Annotated in this window: 21 protein-coding genes and 1 tRNA gene; 9 read left to right on the forward strand and 13 right to left on the reverse strand. The window is 66.6% G+C overall.

Features of this window, described 5'->3' with window-relative positions; genetic code table 11:
* Positions 1–94 precede the first annotated feature (94 nt).
* Positions 95–970, forward strand: coding sequence for an EamA family transporter (locus H6900_10635; GenBank protein ID MCC0073730.1), 876 nt, complete (start codon positions 95–97; stop codon positions 968–970).
* 26 nt (positions 971–996) lie between these two features.
* Positions 997–1,692 (forward strand): DUF4386 domain-containing protein, encoded by a 696-nt coding sequence (locus H6900_10640; protein ID MCC0073731.1) that lies wholly within the window; start codon positions 997–999, stop codon positions 1,690–1,692.
* Here H6900_10640 and H6900_10645 read toward each other — a convergent pair.
* The 9 genes from H6900_10645 to H6900_10685 form a co-directional block, all read right to left on the reverse strand.
* Positions 1,670–2,191: a DUF2478 domain-containing protein gene (locus H6900_10645; GenBank protein ID MCC0073732.1), complete on the reverse strand. Its 522-nt coding sequence runs from the start codon at positions 2,189–2,191 to the stop codon at positions 1,670–1,672. The genes H6900_10640 and H6900_10645 overlap by 23 nt on opposite strands.
* A gap of 11 nt (positions 2,192–2,202) precedes the next feature.
* Positions 2,203–3,483: a molybdopterin molybdotransferase MoeA gene (locus H6900_10650; GenBank protein ID MCC0073733.1), complete on the reverse strand. Its 1,281-nt coding sequence runs from the start codon at positions 3,481–3,483 to the stop codon at positions 2,203–2,205.
* 28 nt (positions 3,484–3,511) lie between these two features.
* Positions 3,512–3,985, reverse strand: coding sequence for a hemerythrin domain-containing protein (locus H6900_10655; GenBank protein MCC0073734.1), 474 nt, complete (start codon positions 3,983–3,985; stop codon positions 3,512–3,514).
* A gap of 116 nt (positions 3,986–4,101) precedes the next feature.
* Positions 4,102–4,899, reverse strand: a complete 798-nt coding sequence (locus tag H6900_10660) for a peptidylprolyl isomerase (protein MCC0073735.1) — start codon at positions 4,897–4,899, stop codon at positions 4,102–4,104.
* Entirely contained in the window at positions 4,896–5,690 is a 795-nt protein-coding gene (gene narI, locus H6900_10665; protein ID MCC0073736.1) for a respiratory nitrate reductase subunit gamma, read from the reverse strand. Before narI ends, H6900_10660 begins: the two co-directional genes overlap by 4 nt.
* A 1-nt stretch (position 5,691) precedes the next feature.
* The gene (narJ, locus tag H6900_10670; GenBank protein ID MCC0073737.1) at positions 5,692–6,396 is read right to left on the reverse strand and encodes a nitrate reductase molybdenum cofactor assembly chaperone; all 705 of its coding nucleotides are present in this window, start codon (positions 6,394–6,396) and stop codon (positions 5,692–5,694) included.
* Positions 6,396–7,922: a nitrate reductase subunit beta gene (gene narH, locus H6900_10675; protein ID MCC0073738.1), complete on the reverse strand. Its 1,527-nt coding sequence runs from the start codon at positions 7,920–7,922 to the stop codon at positions 6,396–6,398. Before narH ends, narJ begins: the two co-directional genes overlap by 1 nt.
* Positions 7,919–11,677, reverse strand: a complete 3,759-nt coding sequence (locus H6900_10680) for a nitrate reductase subunit alpha (GenBank protein ID MCC0073739.1) — start codon at positions 11,675–11,677, stop codon at positions 7,919–7,921. The genes narH and H6900_10680 overlap by 4 nt, the downstream gene beginning before the upstream one ends.
* Before the next feature lie 70 nt (positions 11,678–11,747).
* Positions 11,748–14,471 (reverse strand): MFS transporter, encoded by a 2,724-nt coding sequence (locus tag H6900_10685; GenBank protein ID MCC0073740.1) that lies wholly within the window; start codon positions 14,469–14,471, stop codon positions 11,748–11,750.
* A gap of 256 nt (positions 14,472–14,727) precedes the next feature.
* On the opposite strand from H6900_10685, the gene H6900_10690 reads away from it, so the two are divergent.
* Positions 14,728–15,426 carry a cyclic nucleotide-binding domain-containing protein gene (locus H6900_10690; protein MCC0073741.1) on the forward strand — a complete coding sequence of 233 codons (699 nt, stop codon included), beginning with the start codon at positions 14,728–14,730 and terminating at the stop codon, positions 15,424–15,426.
* Positions 15,427–15,488: 62 nt separating this feature from the next.
* On the opposite strand, the gene H6900_10695 is transcribed toward H6900_10690, so the two are convergent.
* Positions 15,489–16,694 (reverse strand): NnrS family protein, encoded by a 1,206-nt coding sequence (locus tag H6900_10695; GenBank protein MCC0073742.1) that lies wholly within the window; start codon positions 16,692–16,694, stop codon positions 15,489–15,491.
* A gap of 144 nt (positions 16,695–16,838) precedes the next feature.
* Complete coding sequence (locus H6900_10700) at positions 16,839–17,006, reverse strand: hypothetical protein (GenBank protein MCC0073743.1); 168 nt, start codon at positions 17,004–17,006, stop codon at positions 16,839–16,841.
* A gap of 89 nt (positions 17,007–17,095) precedes the next feature.
* Between H6900_10700 and H6900_10705 the strand changes: the two genes are divergently transcribed.
* The 4 genes from H6900_10705 (at position 17,096) to H6900_10720 (ending at position 19,776) form a co-directional block, all read left to right on the forward strand.
* Entirely contained in the window at positions 17,096–17,521 is a 426-nt protein-coding gene (locus H6900_10705) for an Rrf2 family transcriptional regulator (GenBank protein ID MCC0073744.1), read from the forward strand.
* 402 nt (positions 17,522–17,923) lie between these two features.
* The gene (locus H6900_10710) at positions 17,924–18,484 is read left to right on the forward strand and encodes a site-specific recombinase (GenBank protein MCC0073745.1); all 561 of its coding nucleotides are present in this window, start codon (positions 17,924–17,926) and stop codon (positions 18,482–18,484) included.
* Positions 18,481–18,864, forward strand: coding sequence for a hypothetical protein (locus H6900_10715; GenBank protein ID MCC0073746.1), 384 nt, complete (start codon positions 18,481–18,483; stop codon positions 18,862–18,864). Before H6900_10710 ends, H6900_10715 begins: the two co-directional genes overlap by 4 nt.
* Before the next feature lie 84 nt (positions 18,865–18,948).
* On the forward strand, positions 18,949–19,776 hold the full coding sequence (locus H6900_10720) for an HNH endonuclease (protein MCC0073747.1): 828 nt from the start codon (positions 18,949–18,951) through the stop codon (positions 19,774–19,776).
* A gap of 378 nt (positions 19,777–20,154) precedes the next feature.
* Here H6900_10720 and H6900_10725 read toward each other — a convergent pair.
* A tRNA-Ser gene (locus H6900_10725) sits at positions 20,155–20,244 on the reverse strand.
* Between the two features lie 111 nt (positions 20,245–20,355).
* Here H6900_10725 and H6900_10730 point away from each other — a divergent pair.
* The gene (locus H6900_10730; GenBank protein ID MCC0073748.1) at positions 20,356–21,006 is read left to right on the forward strand and encodes a GntR family transcriptional regulator; all 651 of its coding nucleotides are present in this window, start codon (positions 20,356–20,358) and stop codon (positions 21,004–21,006) included.
* On the opposite strand, the gene H6900_10735 is transcribed toward H6900_10730, so the two are convergent.
* A complete protein-coding gene (locus H6900_10735; GenBank protein ID MCC0073749.1) occupies positions 21,003–21,713 on the reverse strand; it encodes a type 1 glutamine amidotransferase in 711 nt (236 codons plus the stop codon). The genes H6900_10730 and H6900_10735 overlap by 4 nt on opposite strands.
* A 72-nt stretch (positions 21,714–21,785) precedes the next feature.
* Here H6900_10735 and H6900_10740 point away from each other — a divergent pair, with 72 nt between their 5' ends.
* Positions 21,786–23,042, forward strand: a complete 1,257-nt coding sequence (locus H6900_10740) for a cytochrome P450 (protein MCC0073750.1) — start codon at positions 21,786–21,788, stop codon at positions 23,040–23,042.

Consider the following 23,042-nt stretch of genomic DNA (forward strand, 5'->3'; position numbering starts at 1 on the left):
GCGCCCGCGTCTGTCCCCCCGCTCTGGTGACCTGCCCATGCGGTGCCCGCAATGCCCGCCCTCCTTTTCCCATCCTCCAGAAACGAGACACGCCATGTCGCGCACCACCGACATTCTTCTGACCGCGCTCGCCCCGGCTGTCTGGGGCAGCACCTATCTTGTCACGACCGAGGCCTTGCCCGCCGGTTACCCCGTCACGCTGGCGGCGCTGCGCGCCTTGCCGGCCGGGCTGCTCCTGCTCGCGCTCACGCGGTGCCTGCCGCCGCGGGCCTGGCTGGGGCGCGTCTTCGTGCTGGGCACGCTCAATTTCGCGCTGTTCTGGGTGCTCTTGTTCGTGGCCGCCTATCGCCTGCCCGGCGGTGTCGCGGCGACGCTGGGCGCGTTGCAGCCGATGATGGTGATCGCGATGGCGCGCGGCTGGCTTGGCACGCCGATCCGCGCGGGGGCCGTGGCCGCCGCAGCGACCGGCGCGCTGGGCGTCGCGCTGTTGCTGATTGGCCCCGGGGCCGCGCTCGATCCCGTCGGGGTCGCGGCCGGTCTGGGGGGCGCGGCGTCGATGGCCGCAGGAACGGTCCTCAGCCGGAAATGGCAGCCGCCGGTCTCGGCGCTGGGCGTCACGGCCTGGCAGTTGACGGCCGGAGGGCTGATCCTGCTGCCGCTGGCGCTGATCCTGGAACCCGCGCTGCCGCCACTGACGGCGACGAACCTTGCCGGGCTGGCCTGGCTGGGACTGGTCGGGGCGGCGGCGTCCTATGCGGTGTGGTTCCGGGGCGTTGCCCGGATCGAGCCGGGCGCGGTCGCGATGCTGGGCATGACCAGCCCGATCACCGCCGTGGCGCTCGGATGGGTGGTGCTGGGCCAGGCGCTGTCGCCGTTGCAGGGCCTCGGCGCGGCGATCGTCCTGGGGGCGGTCTGGGCGGGGCAGCAGGCGAACCGCGCCCCCGCCAAGGCGCCGACGCGCGCCGCCTGACCCCGTTTGCCAAAAGGAGTCTTCGCATGACACCGCTGACACCCGCCCCGGACACCCAGCGCATGGCGCGCCTTGCCGGGCTGCTCTACCTTGTGGTCATCGTGACCGGACTCGGGGCCGAATTGGCGCTGAGGGGGCCGCTGATCGACCTTGGCGATGCCGAGGCGACGGCCGCCCATATCCGCGCGGCGCCCGGCACGTTCCGCCTGGCCCTTGCCGCCGATCTGGCGATGGCGCTGTGCGACGCGGGCCTTGCGATCCTGCTGTATCTGATCTTCCGCGCGGTGGCGCCGGGGCTTGCGCTGGCGGCGATGGTGTTCCGGCTGATCCAGACGGTGCTGATCGCGGCGAACCTTTTGGCGCTGGTGACCGCCTGGCTGGTGCTGACCCGCGCCGACAGCCTGGCCGGTGCCCCGGCCCTGGCGCTGGTGTTTCTGGACCTGCACGGCCACGGCTATGATCTGGGGCTGGTCTTTTTCGGCGTGAATAGCCTGCTCATGGGGTGGCTCGTGTCGCGCTCGGGCGTGATTGCGCGGCTGTTCGGCGCCGGACTCGCGCTGGCCGGGCTGGTCTATCTGATCGGCTCGGGACTGCGCTTCTTCGCGCCCGACTGGGCGGCGGCCTTTGCGCCCGCCTATGCGATCACGATCCTGGCCGAGGCCGCGTTCTGCCTGCGTCTGCTGGCGCGACCCCTCGCCGTCACGGCGCCGGCGCCGGCTTGAGCGCCGCTTCGCGGCCCCAGTCTGTCAGGGCGGTGACATCCGGTGGCAATCGGACCGCCAGCCCCCCTGAGAACGCCTCGAACGCGGCCAGGTTCCGCGCGTTCAGGCCGACGAGCACGGCCACGTCCATCGCGACCGCTTCGGCAATCAGCGTGCGAAACCCCCGGCCCTCGGCCTCGTGTTTGCCGAACTTGTTGACGATCAGAAGATCCGCCCCCGCTTTCAGTCGCGGTTCGACCAGCCCCACCGCGGTCTCGAGGGCGGCCGGATCCAGCCGGCACCCCCGGGACTCGGGGCCGAGATCCTGGCTGATGCGCAGCACGGCGCCGTCGGGCAACACCCGCACATCCATGTCGCAAGGGCCCGCATCGGCGCGCGCGCTGTTGATCTGGACGGTGCCGCAGCATCGAAGACCTTGCGCAGCAAGGGCGATGGCCACCCGTTCGAGCACCAGATCCGTGTCGCCGCGCCCCGGGGCCATGGTATAGGCCAGTTTCATGTCGCGTCTCCTCAAGCTTCGCAAAAGGGCTGGAATTCGACCAGTGCGCCGGCGGGCAGATGCGCGGTCTCGGCGGGCAGGACCATCAACCCGTCCGCCAGCGCAAGCCGATTGACGCGGGCCGAATGCGTGGCCTCGTCGAACTGCACGACCTCGCGGCCCAGGGCGTCAAAGCCCGCCAGCGTCGCGGGGCGCAGCTCGCAGCGGCCGGGTTTGCGGCGGATTTCCCGTGCGGTCACGACGTGGCGGCGGGGCAGGGCGCCGCCGGTCTGGCCGGTCAGTCCGCGCAACAGGGCCTGACCGAACACCTGCCAGGTGACGAAAGCCGACACCGGGTTGCCCGGCAATCCCAGCCAGTGCGCGGTCCCGATCCGACCGACCGTCACCGGCTTGCCCGGCTTGATCGCGACGCCGTTGACCCAGATTTCGCCGCCCAATGCCAGAACTGCCGGGCTCACGTGATCCTCTTCGCCCACCGAGATGCCGCCGGTGGTGACGACAAGATCGGCCTGCGCCGCCAGATCGCCCATCTGACCGATCAGGCCCGCAAGACTGTCCGCGGCGTGCGCCGTGGCGATCAGGTCCACGCCCGCCGCCGCGAGGCAGGCGGTCAGCATCGGCGTGTTCACGTCCCAGATCTGCGCGGCCGCGCGCGCCCCACCGGCGCGGCGCAGCTCGTCGCCTGTGACCAGCAGGGCGGCCCGCGGTCTGCCGCGAACGGGCAAGGTGCCCGCGCCGGCCGCGGCACAGGCGGCCAGGTCCCGCGGCCCCAGTTTGCGGCCCGGGTCCAGAACCGCCGCCCCCTGGGCCATGTCGCTGCCCGCGCGGCGTATGTTCTGGCCCGGCGCGGCCCGGTGGCTCAGGCGCAGGACATCCCCGTCGCGCCAGGTGTCTTCCTGCATGACCACGGCGTCCGCGCCGACCGGGATCGGCGCCCCGGTGAAGATCCGTGCCGCCGTGCCCGGCGCCACCGCGGTTGTCGCCGGTTGCCCGGCGGCAACGCGCGCCACCACCCGCAGGTCCCAGGGCCCGGGGCCCGTCAGCGTCAGGGTCGAGATCGCGTAGCCATCCATGGCCGCATTGTCGAAGGGCGGCGCCGCGCGCCGGGATCGGACCGGCGCCGCCAGAACGCGGCCATGGGCGCGCTCGAGCGGCACGGTCTCGGGTCTTACGACCGGCGAAGCCTGTGCCACGATCCGGGCGAGGGCCTCGTCGATGCCGATCAGCGTGGAAAGAGGGTCCGACCGGTCACAGCCGCAGCCCGGGGACGCGATGGCGGGTTGGATCGTCATGCTGTGGCCTCGTGTTTGCGCCATTCGGTCAATCCGCATCGGCGGCCTCGGGCCCGTGCGGCAGACCGCGCCGCGACCGCATCCGTTTCGTCAGCAACTTCAGGTCGGCCCGCGTGAGACGGGCGCGGGCAATCGGCAGCAGGATCGCGTTCTCGGCAACCAGGTGGCGCCGCATGTGCGCGGCGAATTTCGCAAGGCCAGCGCGCTCGGTGGCGGTCAGCTCGTCTCCGCGATCCAGACAACGGGTCAGCATCGCCCGCACCCGCGGCAGCAGGCGCGTCGCCGCAATCTGGTCGGCCGTGACCCGGGCGATCGCGCCCTCGATCGCATCCTCGGCCGTGCAGCGCCGGGCAAGAAGCGGGAACAGGTCCTCGGTCTCGTCGCGCAGGTGGACGTTCAGTTCCTCGTTCAGAAAGCGCAGGACGCGCATGGCGGCCGGACGGTCAAAAGCCTCGGTCAGGGCCAGCGTGTCGATCGTGGCGCAGATCTGGCGTTCGCGCATGTGATCCTCGCTGAGAAAATCCAGAGGATCGGCAAGCAGTATCGCGCGGGTCGGTCGGTCGCCGCTGCCACGTCGCGCTGGCTCTGACGGGTTCATCCTGCGTCCTTTCGCAAGGTTCAGATCGGCGCGAGGCTGGCGCCAAGGATCGTCGCCCGGTTTGCGAGGCTTTCGACGAACGCGCGCGAGGCCTGGGCCCAGGCGGCCTTTTCCAGCGCCTGCGCGATCCTGGGGCGCACGGTGTCATACGGCAGCACCTGCCCCGGTGCGGTGGCGTTCAGCCGGATGATGTGCCAGCCGTGCCGCGACAGGACGGGCGCGGGCGTCATGGCGCCTTCGGACAGGGTCCTCAGCGCCGCCTCGAACTCGGGCACGGTGTCGCCGGGGCCGATCTGCCCCAGATGACCGCCCGCGGATTTTGAACCGCAATCGCTGTCGCGCGCGGCGGTGGCGGCGAACCCCTTGGCGTCGCCATCGAGCCGCGCCATCAGCGCGCGGGCCCGGGACTCGGCCGCCGCGCGCGCGTCCGGATCGCGCGGATCGCAGGCGCACAGGATGTGCGACACGTCCCACAGGGGCGCCGAGCGGTAGCGCCCGGGGTCGCTGGCCCACTGCGCCCGCACAGCCTCGTCGGTGACGGGCGCGATTGTCAGCGCCGCGTCCAGAAGGGCCCGGATCAGGGCCTCGTCCTCGGTCTCGAACCGGCCGGGGGCCAGTTCGAGAGGGTCCGGGGTCAGCCCGCGCGCGCGCGCCTCCTGCAACAGCAGCGCGCGGATCGTCAGGGCCTGCGCCGCCTTGCGCCAGGCGATGCCCGGCTTGTCCCTTGGCGCGCCATGGTTCTGGGCCTCGGCGGCGATGGCCGCCGAGGGGATGGTTTCGCCGTTCACGACGACATCGGGGAACAGGGCCATGGTCATCGCGCGCGCTCCGTCGGGGCGGTGACCGAAGCGCCGCGCCCGGCTTGCATCCGGTCATAGGCGCGGCGGCGGTCGTCCAGGGGGCGCTGGCGGCGCGAGCGGACGATCTGGTAGCCCCGCCGCGTCAGCAGGTAGCGGATCGGCGCGGCAAATCCCGACCAGATGTGCACCAGCCGTGTGAACGGAAAGAGCATCGTGATGACGAGGCCCAGGAAGATGTGCAGCTTGAACAGCCAGTGCACGTCCACAACGGTGACCCAGGCGTTGATGTTCCAGGTGACCACGCTTTGCGACCAGGTCATGAACCGGACCATTTCCGCCCCGTCCATGTGTTGCAGAGACTGGGTGATGGTCAGCAGGCCGATGGCCAGCTGCAACCAGACCAGCACCAGGATCAGGATGTCGGCAAAGCTCGACGTGACGCGGATGCGCGGGTCGAACAGGCGGCGGTGCAGCAGCATGGTGCCGCCGACAAAGGCCGCAAGGCCCGCCGGCCCACCGATCAGGACCGCCATCCACTGCTTCAGGCCGTAGGGAATGCCCAGCGTGTCGAGCACCCAGATCGGCGTGAACAGCCCTACGAGGTGACCGAAGAACACGGTCAGGATACCGACGTGGAACAGGATCGAGCCCCAGATCAACTGCTTGCGGCGCAACAACTGGCTCGACGCGCTTTTCCAGGTGAAGGGGTCGCGTTCATAGCGCGCGATGGATCCCAGCAGGAACACCGTCAGCGCGACATAGGGCATGATCCCGAAGATGACGAAATTGATGTCGAAGTCGCCGAACATGTCACGCGCTCCTGTTCATGGGTCTGGGGGCTGGGGTGTCCATTGCCGCGAGCATGTCGCGGACCTGGGGGCAGCCGGCGTTCGGGTCCGGCCCGAAGGTGACCTCGGTTTCCGCCCAGACGGCGTCGAGCGCCCTGAGGTCGGTCGGATCGTCGTCGGGGCGGGCCAGCATCTCGGCGACCGCCTCGGCGTCGGCCTGGGACCCGGATAGCTGCAAAAGGGCGGCGAACGCGGCCGCATATCCGCTCTCGCGCCGGACCAGCCGGGTTGCGAGTGCGTCGAGGATATGCGCCGCGTCCGCCAGTGTATCCCGTGCTTCGCGTGTGGGTCGCGTCGCCAGGAATTCCAGCAGCACCGGCAGGTGGTCCGGCAGTTCCGAGGTGGCGGGTTCGAAACCGCCCGCGCGGTAGGTCTCGATCAGACTGACCATGGCGCCGCCCCGGTCCCGGCTTTCGCCGTGAACGTGCTCGAAGAGATTGAGCGATAGGGTCCGCGAGCGGTCGAAGAGCATCACGTAGCTTTCTTGCAGATCGTAGAGATCCGCGGTCGCAAAGCCGTCGGCCAGCCTGCGCAGCGCAGCCCGTGTTTCGGCGGCGATGCGGAGGTCGGCGTCGATGACGCCCGCGATTTCAGGCATCACCGCCTGCCAGTCCGGCGCGGGATAGCTCAGCATCAGCGACAGGGCCTTGTAGGTGCGGTCCAGCATCAGAACGTCTCCTGCGGAAGGGCGAATTTCTTTTTCTTGCCGCCGAACAGGGTCGTCTTGCCGGCCTCGCCCGTGGAACAGCCGTTGCCGTCGGTAAAGCCGCAGCCGGCCCGGATGTCGGCGGCCTGCTCGTTCTGTTCGCGGTGCGCCGTGGGGATCGCGAAACGGTCCTCGTAGTCGGCGATCGCCATGATCTTGTACATGTCCTCGATCATCCGGCCAGACAGGCCGACACGGGCCGCGATCGCTTCGTCGCGGACCCCGTCCACGCTGAGCGCGCGCATGTAGAGCCGCATCGCGGACATGCGTTCGAGGGCCTGAACGATGGGCTCGTCGTCGCCCGCCGTCAGCATGTTGGCCAGGTATCGCACGGGGATGCGCAGCGAGCGCACATCGGGCATCTGGTCGCTCATCGCGATCTGGCCCGCCTGCGCCGCGTTCTGGATCGGCGACAGCGGCGGAATATACCACACCATCGGCAGCGTCCGGTATTCGGGGTGCAGCGGAAAGGCGACCTTCCAGTCCATCGCCATCTTCCAGACCGGGCTGACCTTGGCGGCCTCGATCCAGTCCTCGGGCACGCCGTCGCGCCGCGCGGCGGCGATCACCGCGGGATCGTTCGGGTCGAGGAACACGTCGAGCTGCGCGCCGTAGAGATCGGTCTCGCGCTCGGCGCTGGCGGCGGCTTCGATCTTGTCGGCGTCATAGAGGATGACGCCCAGATAGCGGATGCGGCCGACGCAGGTTTCCGAACAGACCGTCGGCTGGCCGCTTTCGATGCGCGGATAGCAGAAGGTGCATTTCTCGGATTTGCCGGTGTCCCAGTTGTAGTAGACCTTCTTGTAGGGGCAGCCCGTGATGCACATCCGCCAGCCGCGGCATTTCTCCTGGTCGATCAGGACGATGCCATCTTCCTCGCGCTTGTAGATCGCGCCCGAGGGGCACGACGCCGCGCAGGTCGGGTTGAGGCAATGCTCGCACAGTCGCGGCAGATACATCATGAAGGTGTTTTCATACGCCCCGTAGATGTCCTTCTGCACATTTTCGAAGTTGTAGTCCTGGGACCGTTTCGAGAATTCGCCGCCCAGGATTTCCTCCCAGTTCGGGCCCTTTTCGATCTTCTCCATCCGCGCGCCGGTAATCCTGGAGCGGGGGCGCGCGGTCGGAAAGGCGGTCATCTCGGGCGCCGATTTCAGGTGGTCATGGTCGAAATCGAAGGGCTCGTAGTAGTCGTCGATCTCGGGCATCGAGGGGTTGGCAAAGATGTTCGCCAGGATCCGCCATTTGGCCCCCTGCCTGGGATGCAGTTTCCCGCTGGCCGACCGCGCCCAGCCGCCGTTCCAGCGTTTCTGGTTTTCCCAATCCGTCGGATAGCCGGTGCCCGGTTTGGTTTCGACGTTGTTGAACCAGGCGTATTCGACCCCTTCGCGCGTCGTCCAGACGTTCTTGCAGGTGACCGAACAGGTGTGACACCCGATGCATTTGTCAAGGTTCAGGACCTTGCCGATTTGTGCGCGCACTCTCATTCCGCGGCCTCCACGTTTGGCTTTGCAGACTGGCTGGCTGGGGTGTCGAGCCAGTCGATCGTTTTCATCTTGCGCACGATCACGAATTCGTCGCGGTTGCTGCCGACGGTGCCGTAATAGTTGAAACCGTAGGACAATTGCGCATAGCCGCCGATCATGTGCGTGGGTTTCAGGGTCGTGCGCGTGACCGAGTTGTGGATCCCGCCGCGATTGCCGGTCTTTTCCGAGCCGGGCGTGTTCACGATCTTTTCCTGTGCGTGATACATGAACAGCGTGCCCTGCTTGATCCGCTGGGACACCACCACGCGCGCGGTCAGGGCGCCGTTGACGTTGTAGGCCTCGACCCAGTCGTTATCGACCAGACCCGCGGTCTGCGCGTCCACCTCGGACATCCAGACGACCGGCCCGCCCCGGTTCAGCGTCAGCATCAGCAGGTTGTCGGAATAGGTGCTGTGGATGCCCCATTTCTGGTGCGGCGTGATGAAGTTCAGCACGACATGCGGGTTGCCCTCGGCCGCGTCGTTGTTGACGGCCGCGGTGATGGTCTTCAGATCGACCGGAGGGCGGTAGCTGACGAAACCCTCGCCAAAGACGCGCATCCATTCGTGATCCTGGTAAAGTTGCTGGCGCCCCGTCAGGGTCCGCCACGGGATCAGTTCGTGGACGTTGGTATAGCCCGCGTTGTAGCAGACCTCGTCGCTTTCGATCCCCGACCATGTGGGGCTGGAGATGATCTTGCGCGGTTGCGCGGCGATGTCGCGGAACCGGATCTTGGTGTGATGCGCGCCCTCGGCGAGATGCGCGTGGTGCCGGCCGGTGGGTTTCTCAAGCTCGTGCCACGCCTTGACGGCCACGTCGCCGTTGGTTTCGGGGGCCAGCATCAGGATCATCTCGGCGGCGTCGATGGCGGTTTCCAGCTTGGGCTGGCCCTGCGACACCCCCGCGTCCAGCACCGTGCCGTTCAGGTCGCGCAGATGCCCGACCTCGACCCTGGTGTCCCAGGTGATGCCCTTGCCGCCGTTCCCGAGTTTCTCGAGCAGCGGACCGACCGAGGTGAACTTCTTGTAGAGGTTCGGATAATCCCGTTCGACCGCGATGTAGTTCGGCGCGGTCTTGCCCGGGATCAGGTCGCATTCGCCCTTTTTCCAGTCCTTCACATGCGCCTGCGCCAACTCGGCGGCGGTGTCGTGCAACAGGGGAAGCTGGACGATGTCGGTTTCGACCCCCAGCACCTCGGGCGCGACCTCGCTGAACTTGCGCGCGATCGACTTGAAGATCTCCCAGTCGGACCGGCTTTCGTAGGCCGGGTCCACCGCCGCTTGCAGCGGGTGGATGAACGGGTGCATGTCCGAGGTGTTCAGGTCGTCCTTTTCATACCAGCTGGCCGTGGGCAGGACGATGTCGGAATAGACGGCGGTCGTGGACATGCGGAAGTCGATGGTCACCAGCAGGTCCAGCTTGCCCTTCGGGGCCTGGTCATGCCAGACGGCCTCTTTCGGCATGACGCCGCCTTCCTCGCCCAGATCCTTGCCCAACACGCCGTGATCGGTGCCCAGCAGGTGCTTGAGGAAGTATTCGTGCCCCTTGCCGCTGGAACCCAGCAGGTTCGAGCGCCAGACGAACAGGTTGCGCGGCCAGTTCTGGGGCGCGTCCGGGTCCTGGCAGGACATTTCCAGCTCGCCGGATTTCAGCCGTTCGGCCACGAAATCGCGGACCTCCTGGCCGGCGGCCCTTGCGGCTTTCGACACCTCCAGCGGATTGGTCTTCAACTGCGGCGCCGAGGGCAGCCAGCCCATCCGTTCGGCACGGATGTTGTAGTCGATCAGGCTGATGTCCCAGTCGCCCTCGGGCGCGGTCGGCGATACGATGTCGCCCGCGCGCAGGGTCTCGTAGCGCCACTGATCGGTGTGGGCATACCAGCACGAGGTCGAGTTCATGTGACGCGGCGGGCGGCTCCAGTCCAGCGCGAAGGCCAGGGGCTGCCAGCCGGTCTGCGGGCGCAGCTTCTCCTGGCCCACATAGTGGGACCAGCCGCCGCCCTCCTGACCGATGCAGCCGCACATCACCAGCATGTTGATGATGCCGCGATAGGCCATGTCCATGTGATACCAGTGGTTCAGACCGGCCCCCAGGATGACCATCGACTTGCCGCGGGTCTTTTCCGCGTTGCCCGCGAATTCGCGCGCCACCGCGATGATCTTTTCGCGGTCCACGCCGGTGATCTTTTCGGCCCAGGCGGGGGTATAGGGCAGGTCGTCGTCGAAATCCCCGGACACCCAGTCGCCGCCCAGACCGCGATCGAGGCCGTAATTCGCGCAGAGCAGGTCGAACACCGTCGCGACCAGCACCGTTTGCCCGTCGGCCAGCGTCACGCGGCGCGCGGGGATGTTGCGGGTCAGAACCTCGGGATGGGCGCATTTCACGAAATCGCCCGTGGCGGCGCCGCCGAAATAGGGGAAATCGACCCCCACCACGGTGTCGTGGTCGGCGTCCAGAATCTGGCTCAGCCGCAGTCTGGCTTCGGCGCCCCCGGCCCGTTCCTCGAGGTTCCACCGGCCCGCTTCGCCCCAGCGAAAGCCGATGGACCCGTTGGGCGCCACGATCCGGCCCGAGGTCTCGTCATAGGCGACGGTTTTCCAGTCGGGGTTGTTGGCCTCGCCCAGCTTGTCGTCGAAATCGTCGGCACGCAGCATCCGCCCCGGGACCAGGCGCCCCGCCGTTTCGTCCAGCCGCACCAGCATCGGCATGTCGGTGTATTTGCGGGCGTAGTCCTCGAAATAGGCGGCCTGCCGGTCGAGGTGATACTCGCGCAGGATCACATGGCCCAGCGCCATCGCCAGCGCCGCGTCGGTGCCGGCCTGCGGGTTCAGCCAGATGTCGCCGAATTTGGCGGCCTCGGAATAGTCGGGGCTGACGACGGCCGATTTGGTGCCGCGATAGCGCACCTCGGTGTAGAAATGGGCGTCGGGGGTGCGGGTCTGTGGCACGTTCGACCCCCAGAGCATCAGGAAGCCCGCGTTGTACCAGTCGGCCGATTCCGGCACGTCGGTCTGTTCGCCCCAGGTCTGCGGGCTGGCCGGCGGCAAGTCGCAATACCAGTCGTAGAACGACATGCAGGTGCCGCCCAGCAGGCTCAGGTAGCGCGACCCGGCGGCGTAGCTGACCATCGACATCGCCGGGATCGGCGAAAAGCCGAACACCCGGTCAGGGCCCCAGGTCTTCGCCGTGTAGGCGTTGGCGGCGGCGACGATCTCGGTCGCTTCGTCCCAACTGGCCCGGACGAACCCGCCCTTGCCGCGGGTCTTGGTGTAGGACGCGCGCAGCACCGGGTCGTTCTGGATCGCGGCCCAGGCGGCGACCGGCGTCATCGTCGCGCGCATCGTGCGCCAGGCGCGCATCAGGCTGCCCCGGATCAGCGGGTTCTTCACCCGGTTCGCGGAATACAGATACCAGCTGTAGGACGCACCTCGCGCGCAGCCGCGCGGCTCGTGGTTGGGCAGGCCCGCCCGGGTGCGCGGATAGTCGGTCTGCTGGGTTTCCCAGGTGACGACGCCGGACTTGACATAGATCTTCCACGAACAGGACCCGGTGCAGTTCACCCCATGGGTCGAGCGGACGATCTTGTCGTGGCGCCAGCGGTTTCTGTAGGTGTCCTCCCAGTCGCGGTTCTCGCGGGTGGTCTGGCCCCAACCGCCCGAGAAGGGTTCCAGCTCCTTGCGCTGAAGGAAGTTCAGTCTGTCGAGCAGATGGCTCATTGTGCGGTCCTTTCGGGTATCGGGGCGCGGGGCGGCGATCGGCGCCAGCCGCCCCGCGCATCGGGGTGTGTCATTGCGCGGGCAGGGGCGCGGTGCCGGCGGTGCGGCGCCCCTGTTCGATGTCGTGCAGCAGGCCGCCGCGGCGCGTGTAGAAGGCCCAGGTGATCGCCACGCAAAGCACGTAGAAGATCAGGAAGCACCACAGCGCGCCCATGGCCGAGCCGGTCATCGCGATCGAGGTGCCATAGGCCTTCGGGATGAAGAAGGCGCCATAGGCCGCGATGGCCGAGGTGAAGGCCACGATCGCGCCGGACTCCATGGCGATCTGCCGCTTGCTCTCGTCGCTGCCGAGGTTCGGCATCAGGCGCGGCACTTCACGGCTCATGATGACCGGGATCATCTGGAAGGTGGACGCGTTGCCCACGCCGGTCAGGAAGAACAGCGCCATGAAGCAGGCGAAGAAACCGATGAACGAACCCGTCCACAGGAAGGCGATCACGCCAAAGGTTGCCGCGATCATCGCCGCAAAGGTCCACAGCGTCACCCGGCCCCCGCCGAAGCGGTCGCTGACCCAGCCGGTTCCGGCGCGGCTCAATGCGCCGACCAACGGCCCGAGGAACACGTAGCTCAGCGCGTGCACTTCGGGAAAGGCCAGCCGCGTCAGCAGCGGGAAGCCCGCCGAATAGCCGATGAAGCTGCCGAAGGTGCCGGTATAGAGAATGCACATCAGCCAGTTGTGCTTGCGGCTGAAGATGATCGCCTGGTTGGCGAAACTGGCCCGCGCGTCGGCGATGTCGTTCATGCCCAGCCAGGCGGCGACGGTGGCCGCCAGGATGAAGGGCACCCAGACAAAGCCTGCGTTCTGCATCCAGAGCTGCCCGCCGTCGGACATGGTCTGCGGCTGTCCGCCCAGCGCGCCGAACACGCCGGCGGTGATGACGATGGGCACAAGGAACTGCATGACCGAGACGCCCAGGTTGCCCAGCCCCGCGTTCAGCGCCAGCGCGTTGCCCTTTTCGGCCTTGGGAAAGAAGTAGCCGATATTGGCCATGCTCGAGGCGAAGTTGCCGCCGCCAAAGCCGCACAGCAGCGCCAGCACAAGGAAGATCAGGTAGGGCGTTCCGGGGTTCTGCACCGCGTAGCCGATGCCCATGGCGGGCAGCAGCAGCGAGGCGGTGGACAGCGTCGTCCACAGCCGCCCGCCGAAGATCGGCACCAGGAAGCTGTAGAAGATCCGCAGCGTCGCGCCGGACAGGCCCGGCAGGGCCGCCAGCCAGAACAACTGGCCGGGCGTGAAGTCGAAGCCGATGGCCGGCAGGCGCGCCACCACGACCGACCAGACCATCCACACCGAAAAGGCCAGCAGCAGCGCCGGGATCGAGATCCAGAGGTTCCGGCGCGCGATCGCCCGGCCTTTCGCGTTCCAGAACTCGGTGTCCTCGGGGCGCCAGTCCTGCAACACCCGCGGCATGACGGTCTTGCCGGGCACGTGGATGGCCTGCATTTCCGGCAGGCTCGGCAGATCGTCCAGCGCCGTTCCGTGGGCCGCGCGCTCCATGGCGCGGATCGACAGGTGCATCCAGGTGACCGCGATCCCGACCAGGACGAAGAGGATCGCAAAGCACGAGGTGTAGATGCCGGTCAGGTCAAGCGTGGCGCCAAAGACGATCGGCAGGACAAATCCGCCAAGACCGCCGATCATGCCCACCAGGCCGCCGACCGCGCCGACATGCTTGGGATAGTAGACGGGGATATGCTTGAACACCGCCGCCTTGCCCAGGCTCATGAAGAACCCCAGCGCGAACAGCACGGCGACGAAGGGCCAGAACCCCATCGAGGTCGAAAAGGCGATCGGGCCGCCCTTGCCCTGCACGACGTAATCGGTGGGCGGATAGGACAGCATGAACAGCAGCACGAGCGAGAAGCCAAAGGTCCAGTACAGGACCTGCCGCGCGCCGAACTTGTCGCTCAGGTGTCCGCCATAGGCCCGAAACAACGACGCGGACAGGCTGAACGAGGCCGCGGCCATGCCCGCCGTCTCGACATCCGCGCCGTAGACGTCGATCAGGTAGTGCGGCATCCACAGCGCCAGCGCCACGAACGCCCCGAACACGAAGAAATAATACAGCGAGAAGCGCCAGACCTGGAGGTTGCGCAGCGGCGCGAACTGTTCGGCCAGGGTCGGGGCCTTGGCCCCCGTCCGGCGGCGTTCGACCAGTTCGGGGTCATCCTTGGCCAGCAGGAAAAAGAGCACGCCGATGATGGCCAGCCCCGCGGCCCAGACATAGGCCACACCGTGCCAGCCATAGGCGACCATGACGAAAGGGGCCACGAACTTGGTGACCGCCGCGCCCACGTTGCCCGCGCCGAAGATGCCCAGCGCCGTGCCCTGCCGGCCCGCGTCATACCAGCGGCTGACATAGGCGACGCCGATGATGAACGACCCGCCGGCAAGCCCGATGCCCAATGCCGCGATCAGATACATGACGTAGCTGTCGGCCAGGGTCAGAAGATAGGTCGCGATGGCGGTCAGGATCATCTGCGCAGAGAAGACCAGTCGCCCACCGTATCGCTCGGTCCAGACGCCGAGGAACAGGCGGGTGATCGACCCGGTCAGGATCGGCGTGGCGACCAGCAGGCCGAATTGGGTATCGCTGAGGTCGAGCTCGGCCTTGATGGCGACGCCGATGATCGAAAAGATCGTCCAGACCGCGAAACACGCGGTGAAGGCGATCGTGCTCAGGCTCAGCGCCCGAGTCTGATCGGCGGGTGGGGAGGTCGTGACAGTCTGCATGGCAGGTCTCCGGCTGGAATAGCGCTGTCACCCCGGCGTGGGGTTCCTTGCCAGACCTGAGGCCGACGCGCCGCAGAGGACTTGATTCAGATCATGAAACCGCAAAAAATGCAACAAAATAAATGACTTACAGAAATATGTCATCCCGTTGGCGGGTCTAGATCAAGGCGCGATCTGACTGCGGTCAAATGCCGGATTGACATTTATCAACCCATCTGATGACTATTGTTAAGTGCGTTGAAGCGGGGAGAGCGGCATGCCCGATTCCGAATACCGGGACATTCGAAAACTGGACCTGTTTTCGCGTATGGCCGACGACCATTTTGCGGCCTTGATGCGCGGCGCCTATGTGCAGAATTTCCCCGCCCAGATCGAATTGATAACGGAAGGAGAGCCGAGCGACTTTCTGCACATCGTCATTTCCGGCTCGGTTGACATGTTTTCGACCTGGAATGGCCGGGAAACGAGCATGGCAACGATCCGGCCCATCGCGACCTTCATTCTGGCCGCGACGATCAAGGATGCGCCCTATCTGATGTCTGCGCGCACGCTCGAAAAGAGCCGGATCGCGCTGATCCCCAGCCAGGACGTGCGCGCGATCTTCGACGCCGACAGCGACTTTGCGCGGGCGATCGTGACCGAACTGGCGCAATGCTATCGCTCGGTCATCAAGGCGCAGAAGGATCTCAAGCTCAGGACCTCGCTCGAACGTCTTGCGAATTATCTGCTCAGGCAACAACGCAATGCCGGCGGCGGGGCGTCGTTCGATCTGGCCTATGAGAAGCGCCGCCTGGCCTCGGTGCTGGGCATGACCCCCGAAAACCTCAGCCGCGCTTTCAAGGGCCTGCAACCCTTTGGCGTGAGCGTGGCCGGCACCCGGATCACCATCGACGACCAGGGGGACCTGGCACGCTTTGCGAAACCCAATCCCTTGATTGACGATTTCACCTCGTGACCGGGCGGCGCGCCGGGAACCGCGGGCAGGGTGCGCGCGTTACCCTGGCAGGCCCTGTCGTGTCACAGGCGCTTGCCCGGCGGCAGGCGCAGCAGACGCGGGCCATAGAGCAGCGCGAACCCGCCGAATGCCGCGATCCAACCAAGCCCCGCCAGGGTCTGCATCGCGGGCGCCGTCGCGGGCCAGCACCCGGCCGCAACCCGTGCCAGGACCGACACGACCAGCGCCGCGTAAATCGCGACCGTGCCCGGGCCAGCCGTCAGGGCCTGCCCGGTGTGCCCCAGCGTCGCCCGCGTCATCACCGCCAGCGTCATCAACCCGATGGCGCCCGCCATCCACAGATGCTGAGCCGCCGCCCCGCCGAAGGTTCCCGGCACGAGGCTCTCGACAGACAGCGCCAGGGCCCCCAGCGGCAGGAACGCATAGCCCACGTGCAGCACCGTCACCAATGGCTCATCGAGCGTCCGGTGCCCGGCCCAGCGGCCCAGACGGATCAGGTGCACCATCCCGGCCACGCCCAGCGCCGCCCCGGTCAGCGCCGCTTGCGGCACGGCCACCCACAACCCCAGCGCCACCAGCAGGACGATCAGCGCCGCCTTGTCGAAGGTCTGCATCGGCGGCGTCGGCAAGCGCCCCGGCGCGCGTCGGACCAGCCAGTTGCGGGTGAAGGACGGCACCACGCGCCCGCCGATCACGGCGATCATCATCAGCCCCGCCGCCAGGCCCAGGCGCAGGCCATAGCCCTGGGCGGCATAGCGCCCGTGGGCGGCCTCCCAATGAAACAGGCCGTTGGCGAGGGCGAATACGGACAGCAGGGCCAGGACGACCAGGTTGCGCCAGTTCTTGCCCGCGACGATCTCGCGCCCCAGCACAAGCCCGAGGGCGGCCGGCATGGCGAGGTCCGCGACCGCGACCACGAACGGCGGCAGCACGAGCGACATGCCGACCGCGACCCGCCCCAGGACCCACAGCGCGAACAGTCCGCCGAGCGGCCAGCCGACGATCGGCAGCCGTCCCGTCCAGTTCGGCACCGCCGTCAGCAGAAACCCGGCGACCACGGCGGACAGGTATCCAAACAGGAATTCGTGGGCATGCCAGGACACCGGGTCAAAGGCCGTCCTCAGCGGCGTTGCGCCGGACAGCATGACCAGCCAAAGCCCCATCATCCCGATCGCCCAGACCCCGGCCCCCAGAAAGAACGGGCGGAAACCAAAGGCAAGAATTGCGGGTCCGGTCCAGGCGCGCATTCGTTCTGCCGTGGTGCTCATGGCGCGCCCCGCGAAACCGGGCGCGCCGGACCGGGCGGGACAGCCAGCGGAACCACGGCGTTCGGCGCCATCGCGCCCGCGATGCGCGGTGGTGACGGGATGAAACGGTCGTTGGCCTGTGCAGCAATCATTGTGCGGGCTCCTTCAGGCGGGCGCGAACTGCGGGAACGGCCCGTCGTTTTCCGGGTGCCAATGCGCGTCCAGGTCGTCCAGGAATTCGGCGAGGCCGGCATGGAGCGCGGCCCGGGTTCCGCAGGCACCCTCGGGCACGGTCAGGTCGGCGGGGCTTTGGGGCGCGGGGGCTTCGGTCATGGCCGGTCTCCAGAGGCTATGCGCGTTGCATCCCTGCGTAAACCTGCTAATAGGTATTGTAAACACCAATTCAATCAAGGGAGGGTATCGTGCGCCTGACATCGTTCACGGATTACGGGCTTCGCATGTTGATGCGGATGGCGAGCGCACCGGAGCTGTCCTATTCCACGGCGGCCCTGGCCGAGGAATTCGGCCTTTCGCGCAATCACCTCAGCAAGATCCTGCAACGCCTGTCCCACGGTGGCATCGTGGAAACCCGCCGGGGCGGTGGCGGCGGTGCGACACTGGCCAGGCACCCGCAAGACATTCGCCTGGGCGCGGTGGTGCGCCTGCTGGAAGCGGGGCAGCCCTTGGTCGAATGTTTCCCCGCCGGGACCCAGACCTGCACGCTCGACGGCCATTGCCGGCTGAAAGCGCGGTTGCACGCTGCGGAAGCGGTGTTTCTGGACGATCTGGACCGCTCGACTCTGGCGGATATTGCCCTTCCGCGCCTGAGCGCCGAGGCCGTGACCTGAGGACACCGGCGCAAAGCCCATCAGGCCGCGGGGCAGGGCGGACGAACGGCCCGCTAAACGCGGCGAGCGAGACCGGGTCTTTCTTCACCGCGAGATCGGGATCGACGCCGAACCCGCTCCACGACCGCCCCCGGCGGCGCTCGTCATTGTAGCGCACCTCTTCGGCCAGGCGGAACCGGTCGTTCTCGTTGAGGAAAACCCAGAGCGAGCGGTTGTTGGCCCCCTCGAGCGTATCGAAGACCGCGCGGTTCACGACGACGTTCTGCAACGCATTCTGGCCGGGCTCATCGGACAGCGCCGCCACGCGGGCCGCATCGAGAACGACGCGCTGCTTTTCGTCATCGGACATGGCGTCGACGGCCTTGATCCGCGACTCCACCACCTCGGGCTCAGGCTTCGGCCATCGTCACCGACAAGGTCTGGGATCAGGTCGATGCCATTCTGCAGGGCAACCGCCATGCTCGGTCCAGCAACAGCCGCATGCAGACGCCCGCGCCGCTGAAGGGCCTGATCTTCACCGATACCGGCGCAGCAATGACCCCGACCGCGACCAAGAAGCGCGGCAAGCTCTACCGCTATTACGTCTCGATGGACGTGATCAAGAACCGCACGACGGAGGACGACAGCGGTGGCGACCTCGCGCCGACCCGCCTGCCTGCGGGCATGGTCGAGGACGCCATCGTCACCGAGGTCCGGCGCATCCTGCAGACACCCGAGGTCGTCACGCAGGTACTGGCGGCGCTGAAGCGCGAGGTGTCCGAGGCCGAGGCCATCGCGGCGCTGCATGATTTCAACACGCTCTGGGCGCAGCTGTTTCCGCTCGAACAGGCGCGGATCATCCAGCTTCTGGTCCGGCGCGTCACTGTTACCGCCGCCGGGCTCGAGGTCGACATTCGGCGCGAAGGCGTCGCGGGCGTCATCCGCGAGATGATCGCCCCACGCGACATGGAGGCCGCCGAATGACCCGGGGCAATGACACGATCAGCGTGCTGATCCCCCTGAAGCTGCGCAAGAAGAACGGTCGGCCCAAGATCATGCCGCCCGCCGATTACAGCCCTAGCGAGGATCAGACGCAGGACCCGCACATCCTGCGCGCCATCGGCCGGGCATGGGGCTGGCGGCGGCGCATGGAGGCAGGTGAGTTCGCCACGATCCAGGAACTGGCCGAGGCCGTCGGCTTGGCCGAACGCCACGTCAGCCGCCAGTTGCGCCTCGCCTATCTGGCGCCAGAGGTCCTCAAACGCCTGACCTGCGGCCGCGAGGCATCGGCGGTCAGCCTGTACGACCTGTGCTTTCTCGCGGGGGAGACATGGCAGGAGCAGGCTGAGCGGGCGTTTCGGTGATGGAAATCAGCTTATGCGTGAAATGATGGTCGTCGCCGGATAGCCCCGCGGGTATGCTGCCTTTGCAAGCATCGCGGGGGGGTCATGAAGATCGGTCAAATCGTCAAAAGCAGCGCTCCGGCAATCTTCAAATACTGCGAAGAAACCGAGCCTGAAGAATTCGCGCGTCTGCAAGACCCGCGATATTCCAAAGAAGCCTTCAATATCAATTATCCGTTCTGTCGGCAGGTGGCTCAGATAGGGTCATCTGATCGGGGGAGATATTGGACGGGCGAATATGTGGTTAGTGGCATTCCAGTACGCGTGACGAACGACTGGTATAGCAAGAGCCTTCCCCTTTTGCGGCGCTACCTGGCCAGCAAGGGGCTCGCCTCAGTTTTTCATCCTGACCCATCGACATCCGATGCCCCGTCGCCGGACGATGCCATCCGTGCTGCCCGCGGGCGTTACAAGGGAAATGCCATCGGGAACGCGCAGAATTATCTGGTACGAAACATTCTGAGCCGCCTCGGCGATGAGCAGTTCAACGCGCTGCAGTGGCAGGCGGTGGTGGACGCATTCGGCCGCGCTTGCGCCTATTGCGGTGCCGAAAGTGAGTTGGTCATGGATCACGTCGTGCCCATCAATAAGCAAGCCCTCGGCGAGCATCGGCTTGGCAATCTGGTCCCCAGCTGTCGCGCCTGCAATGCGCGAAAGGCAGAGCGGGACTTTCGCGAGTTCCTGGCCGATGATCCGATCAGGGTCGCGACTATCGAGGACCACATGACCTCGCACGGCTACGAACCACTAGGGGACCACGCTCAGCTGCGGGCCATCATCGAACTCGCGCACCAGGACGTTCGCAACCTCGCGGACCGCTACGTCGCAATCATCAACACCGTTCTGACCGGCAAACCCGAAGGCACTGAATAGGCTTTCAGGAAATTTCGGGGCGCCGGGCCTGTTCCTTTGTGACGGCCACGATGTGCTGCAACGCCAAAGACTTCACGCAAAACTCCCAAAACATACCAAACACCACGCCGCCCGTGTTGCGTCGCCATCCGCGTTGAGACAAGCCGGAACCAGCGAAACAGGGGCGCAACGCGATGCCGCCAGTTCCTTGAAATGCATGGATGTTTTGAACCCGTCTCGCCGAGAGCGCAGGGCGGGTGGAAAGAGACGGTGGGCGCTCGGAGACCGATCTCGCGCGGCTGGGCCGTCTCCGAAGGGCGGATGGTCCCTGCAAACCCCTTTGGCACATAAAGAAAAAGGCCCCGCGAGGGACCTGTTTTCGGGTTTGCACTGTGCAAGTGGCGGAGAGAGCGGGATTCGAACCCGCGAGACGGTTCCCCGCCTACACACTTTCCAGGCGTGCGCCTTCGACCACTCGGCCACCTCTCCGTGGGCGCAGCAATAGCGCGGGTCGGGGGGGTGGTGCAAGAGGGGATGGGCGGGGTGGATTGCACGCGGGGGGGGCGGCTGTGTATACAGAAAATACGCAGGAGGCATGCCTTGGCCAATCAGACCGAAACCATCGTCACGACCCTGTTTGCCTGGATCGATTCCGGCCGGCTCAATCCCGGCGACGAGATCGAGGAGGCCGCGCTGGTCCAGCAGTTCGGCGTCTCGCGGACACCGGTGCGCGAGGCGTTGATGCAGGTCGAGGCGACGGGCCTGGTCAAGCGCCTGCCGCGCAAGGGCGCCATGGTCTTCAAGCCGACACTGGCCGAATTCCTGGCGATCCTCGAGGTGCATGCCAAGCTCGAAGGGCAGGCCGCGGGACTGGCGGCGCGGCGCATCTCGGCCTCGGGGCTGGTTGCGCTCGAGGCGGCGACGGCGGCCTGCGAACGGCATCTGGAGACCCTGGGCGAGACCGAGGGCGCGGCCTATTACCAGCTCAACATCCGCTTTCACGGCACCGTGGCCGAGGCCTCGGGCAACCCGTTCCTGGTGGACCTGATCAAGACCAACGCGCGCAAGCTGATGGCGTATTACCGGGCGCGCTATCATTATGCGGGGGTGATCGAATCCTCGGCGCGTGAGCATCGCGAAATCACCCGGCTGATCGTCGCGCGCGACAGCGAAAGGGCCGAGGCCACCATGCGCAAGCATGTCCATTTCGATCAGGTGACCGCGATGGACCTGCTGGCCGCTCTCAGTTAGCCCTTGGTCTGATTAAAGAAATTTGCGATCCAGCGGGCCATGGCGGCGTCGTTCACGTCCTGCGGAAGGCCCTGGCGGGCGCGGTCGGTGACCGTGGATTCGACGGTTCCATCCATTTCCTCGATCAGTTCGGCCATGAAGGCGGTGGTGATCTCGGGGTGATACTGGGTAGTAAAGATGCGATCGCCGATCGCCAGGTGGCCGTGCGGCACCAGGTCGGTGCCGCCCAGCACGCGCGCCCCCGGCGGCAGGACGGTAACCTGTTCCTTGTGCGCCGCGTGCAGGGCGACGACGGGGCAGTCGGCGTCCATCCAGGGCGCGGGCGAATGGGTCCGGGTTTCCACGCGGCCCAGTTCCCAGCCGTGCGGGTTGTAGCCGATCTCGCCGCCCAGGGCGGCGGCGATCACCTGATGGCCGAAACAGGCGCCGAACACCGGAATGTCCTGCGCCACCGCGTCGCGGATCAACGCCTGCAACTGGCCGACCCAGGGGTCGCTGTCCCGCGCCGAGGCCGGGCTGCCCGAGATGATGATCCCGTCGAACCCGGCGAGGGTGTCGGGAAACACGCCCTCGTCCACCTTGAACGCGGCAAAGGTCCAGTCGGGCGCGGTCGGCGCCAGAAGCGCGCGAAATTTCTCCATTTCGCTGACATTCCGGGCGGCCAGGGCAGAACGGTCGGTGTTGGCGTCGAGAACGGCGATATGCATGTATTTTCCATTTGCATACGTTGCAAAGGCAATAATATACATATCAAATGATGACTGGCAAGGGAGCGGCGCATGACACTCTGGACTCCGACCGACGACGGACACGCGGATCTGACCTCGCACGATACCTTCCTGTCCGGCCCGCCACACAACACGTTTTCGCGCCTGCGCCGTGACGATCCGATGCACTGGACCGACTGGGACGCGGGGCAGGGCTTCTGGTCCGTCACGCGCAACCTGGACATCCTGGCGCTGAACAAGCAGCCTGACCTGCTGTCCTCGGCGCGTGGCATCCGCATGGAGGACCAGACCTACGAGGAATATCTGGCGCGGCGCACCTTTCAGGAAACCGACCCGCCGGAACACACCATGACCCGCGTCAAGGTGGCCAAGGCGTTCTCGAAACCCGTGGTCGCGGGGTTCGACGGTGCGATCCGCGAATTGTGCGACGAGATCCTGGATCGCGCGCTGCCGATGGGCACCTTTGACGCGACCAAACAGATCGCCCGGGAACTGCCGATGCGGATGCTGGGCCGCATCCTGGGCACCCCGGACGAAGACCTGCCCTGGCTGGTCGCAAAGGGTGACGCGCTGATCGCCAACACCGACCCGGATTTCACCGATCATGTCCTCGACAAGATGACGACCGATGAATACCGGCTGATGCCGTTCAATTCGCCGGCCGGTGCGGAACTCTATGATTATGCAAAGCAATTGATGGCGGACAAGGCCGCGCGCGGGGATACCAACGGCGTCCTGCACCTGATCTTGCAGCCCGGGCCCGATGGGTCGGTCATCTCGGAAACCGAATTCCGCAACTTCTTTTGCCTGCTGGTCGCCGCCGGCAACGACACCACCCGCTATTCGATCGCGGCCGGCATTCAGGCGCTGGCCAATCAGCCGGGCCTGTTGGAGCAGATGCAGGCCGGCGCGGTCTGGGACACCGCGCCCGACGAGATCATCCGCTGGGCCTCGCCCACCAGCTATTTCCGCCGCACCGCGACGCGTGACTTCGAGATGCACGGCAAGCAGATCAAGGCGGGCGACAAGGTGCTTTACTGGCTGGCCTCGGCCAACCGCGACGAGGCGGTCATCGACCAGCCTTTCCGCGTCGATCTGGCGCGCAATCCGAACCGGCACATCGCCTTTGGCCAGGGGGGGCCGCATCTGTGCCTGGGGATGCATCTGGCGCGGCTCGAGGTGAAGCTGCTGTTTCAGGAACTGGTCAAGCGGATCAAGGCCATCGAACCGGCGGGCGAGCAGAAATTCCTGCGCTCGAACTTCGTTGGCGGTATCAAGGAACTTCCGGTGCGGGTGACGCTCGCCTGA

Source organism: Rhodobacter sp., from assembly GCA_020637515.1.
In the GTDB taxonomy this organism is placed as follows: domain Bacteria; phylum Pseudomonadota; class Alphaproteobacteria; order Rhodobacterales; family Rhodobacteraceae; genus Pararhodobacter.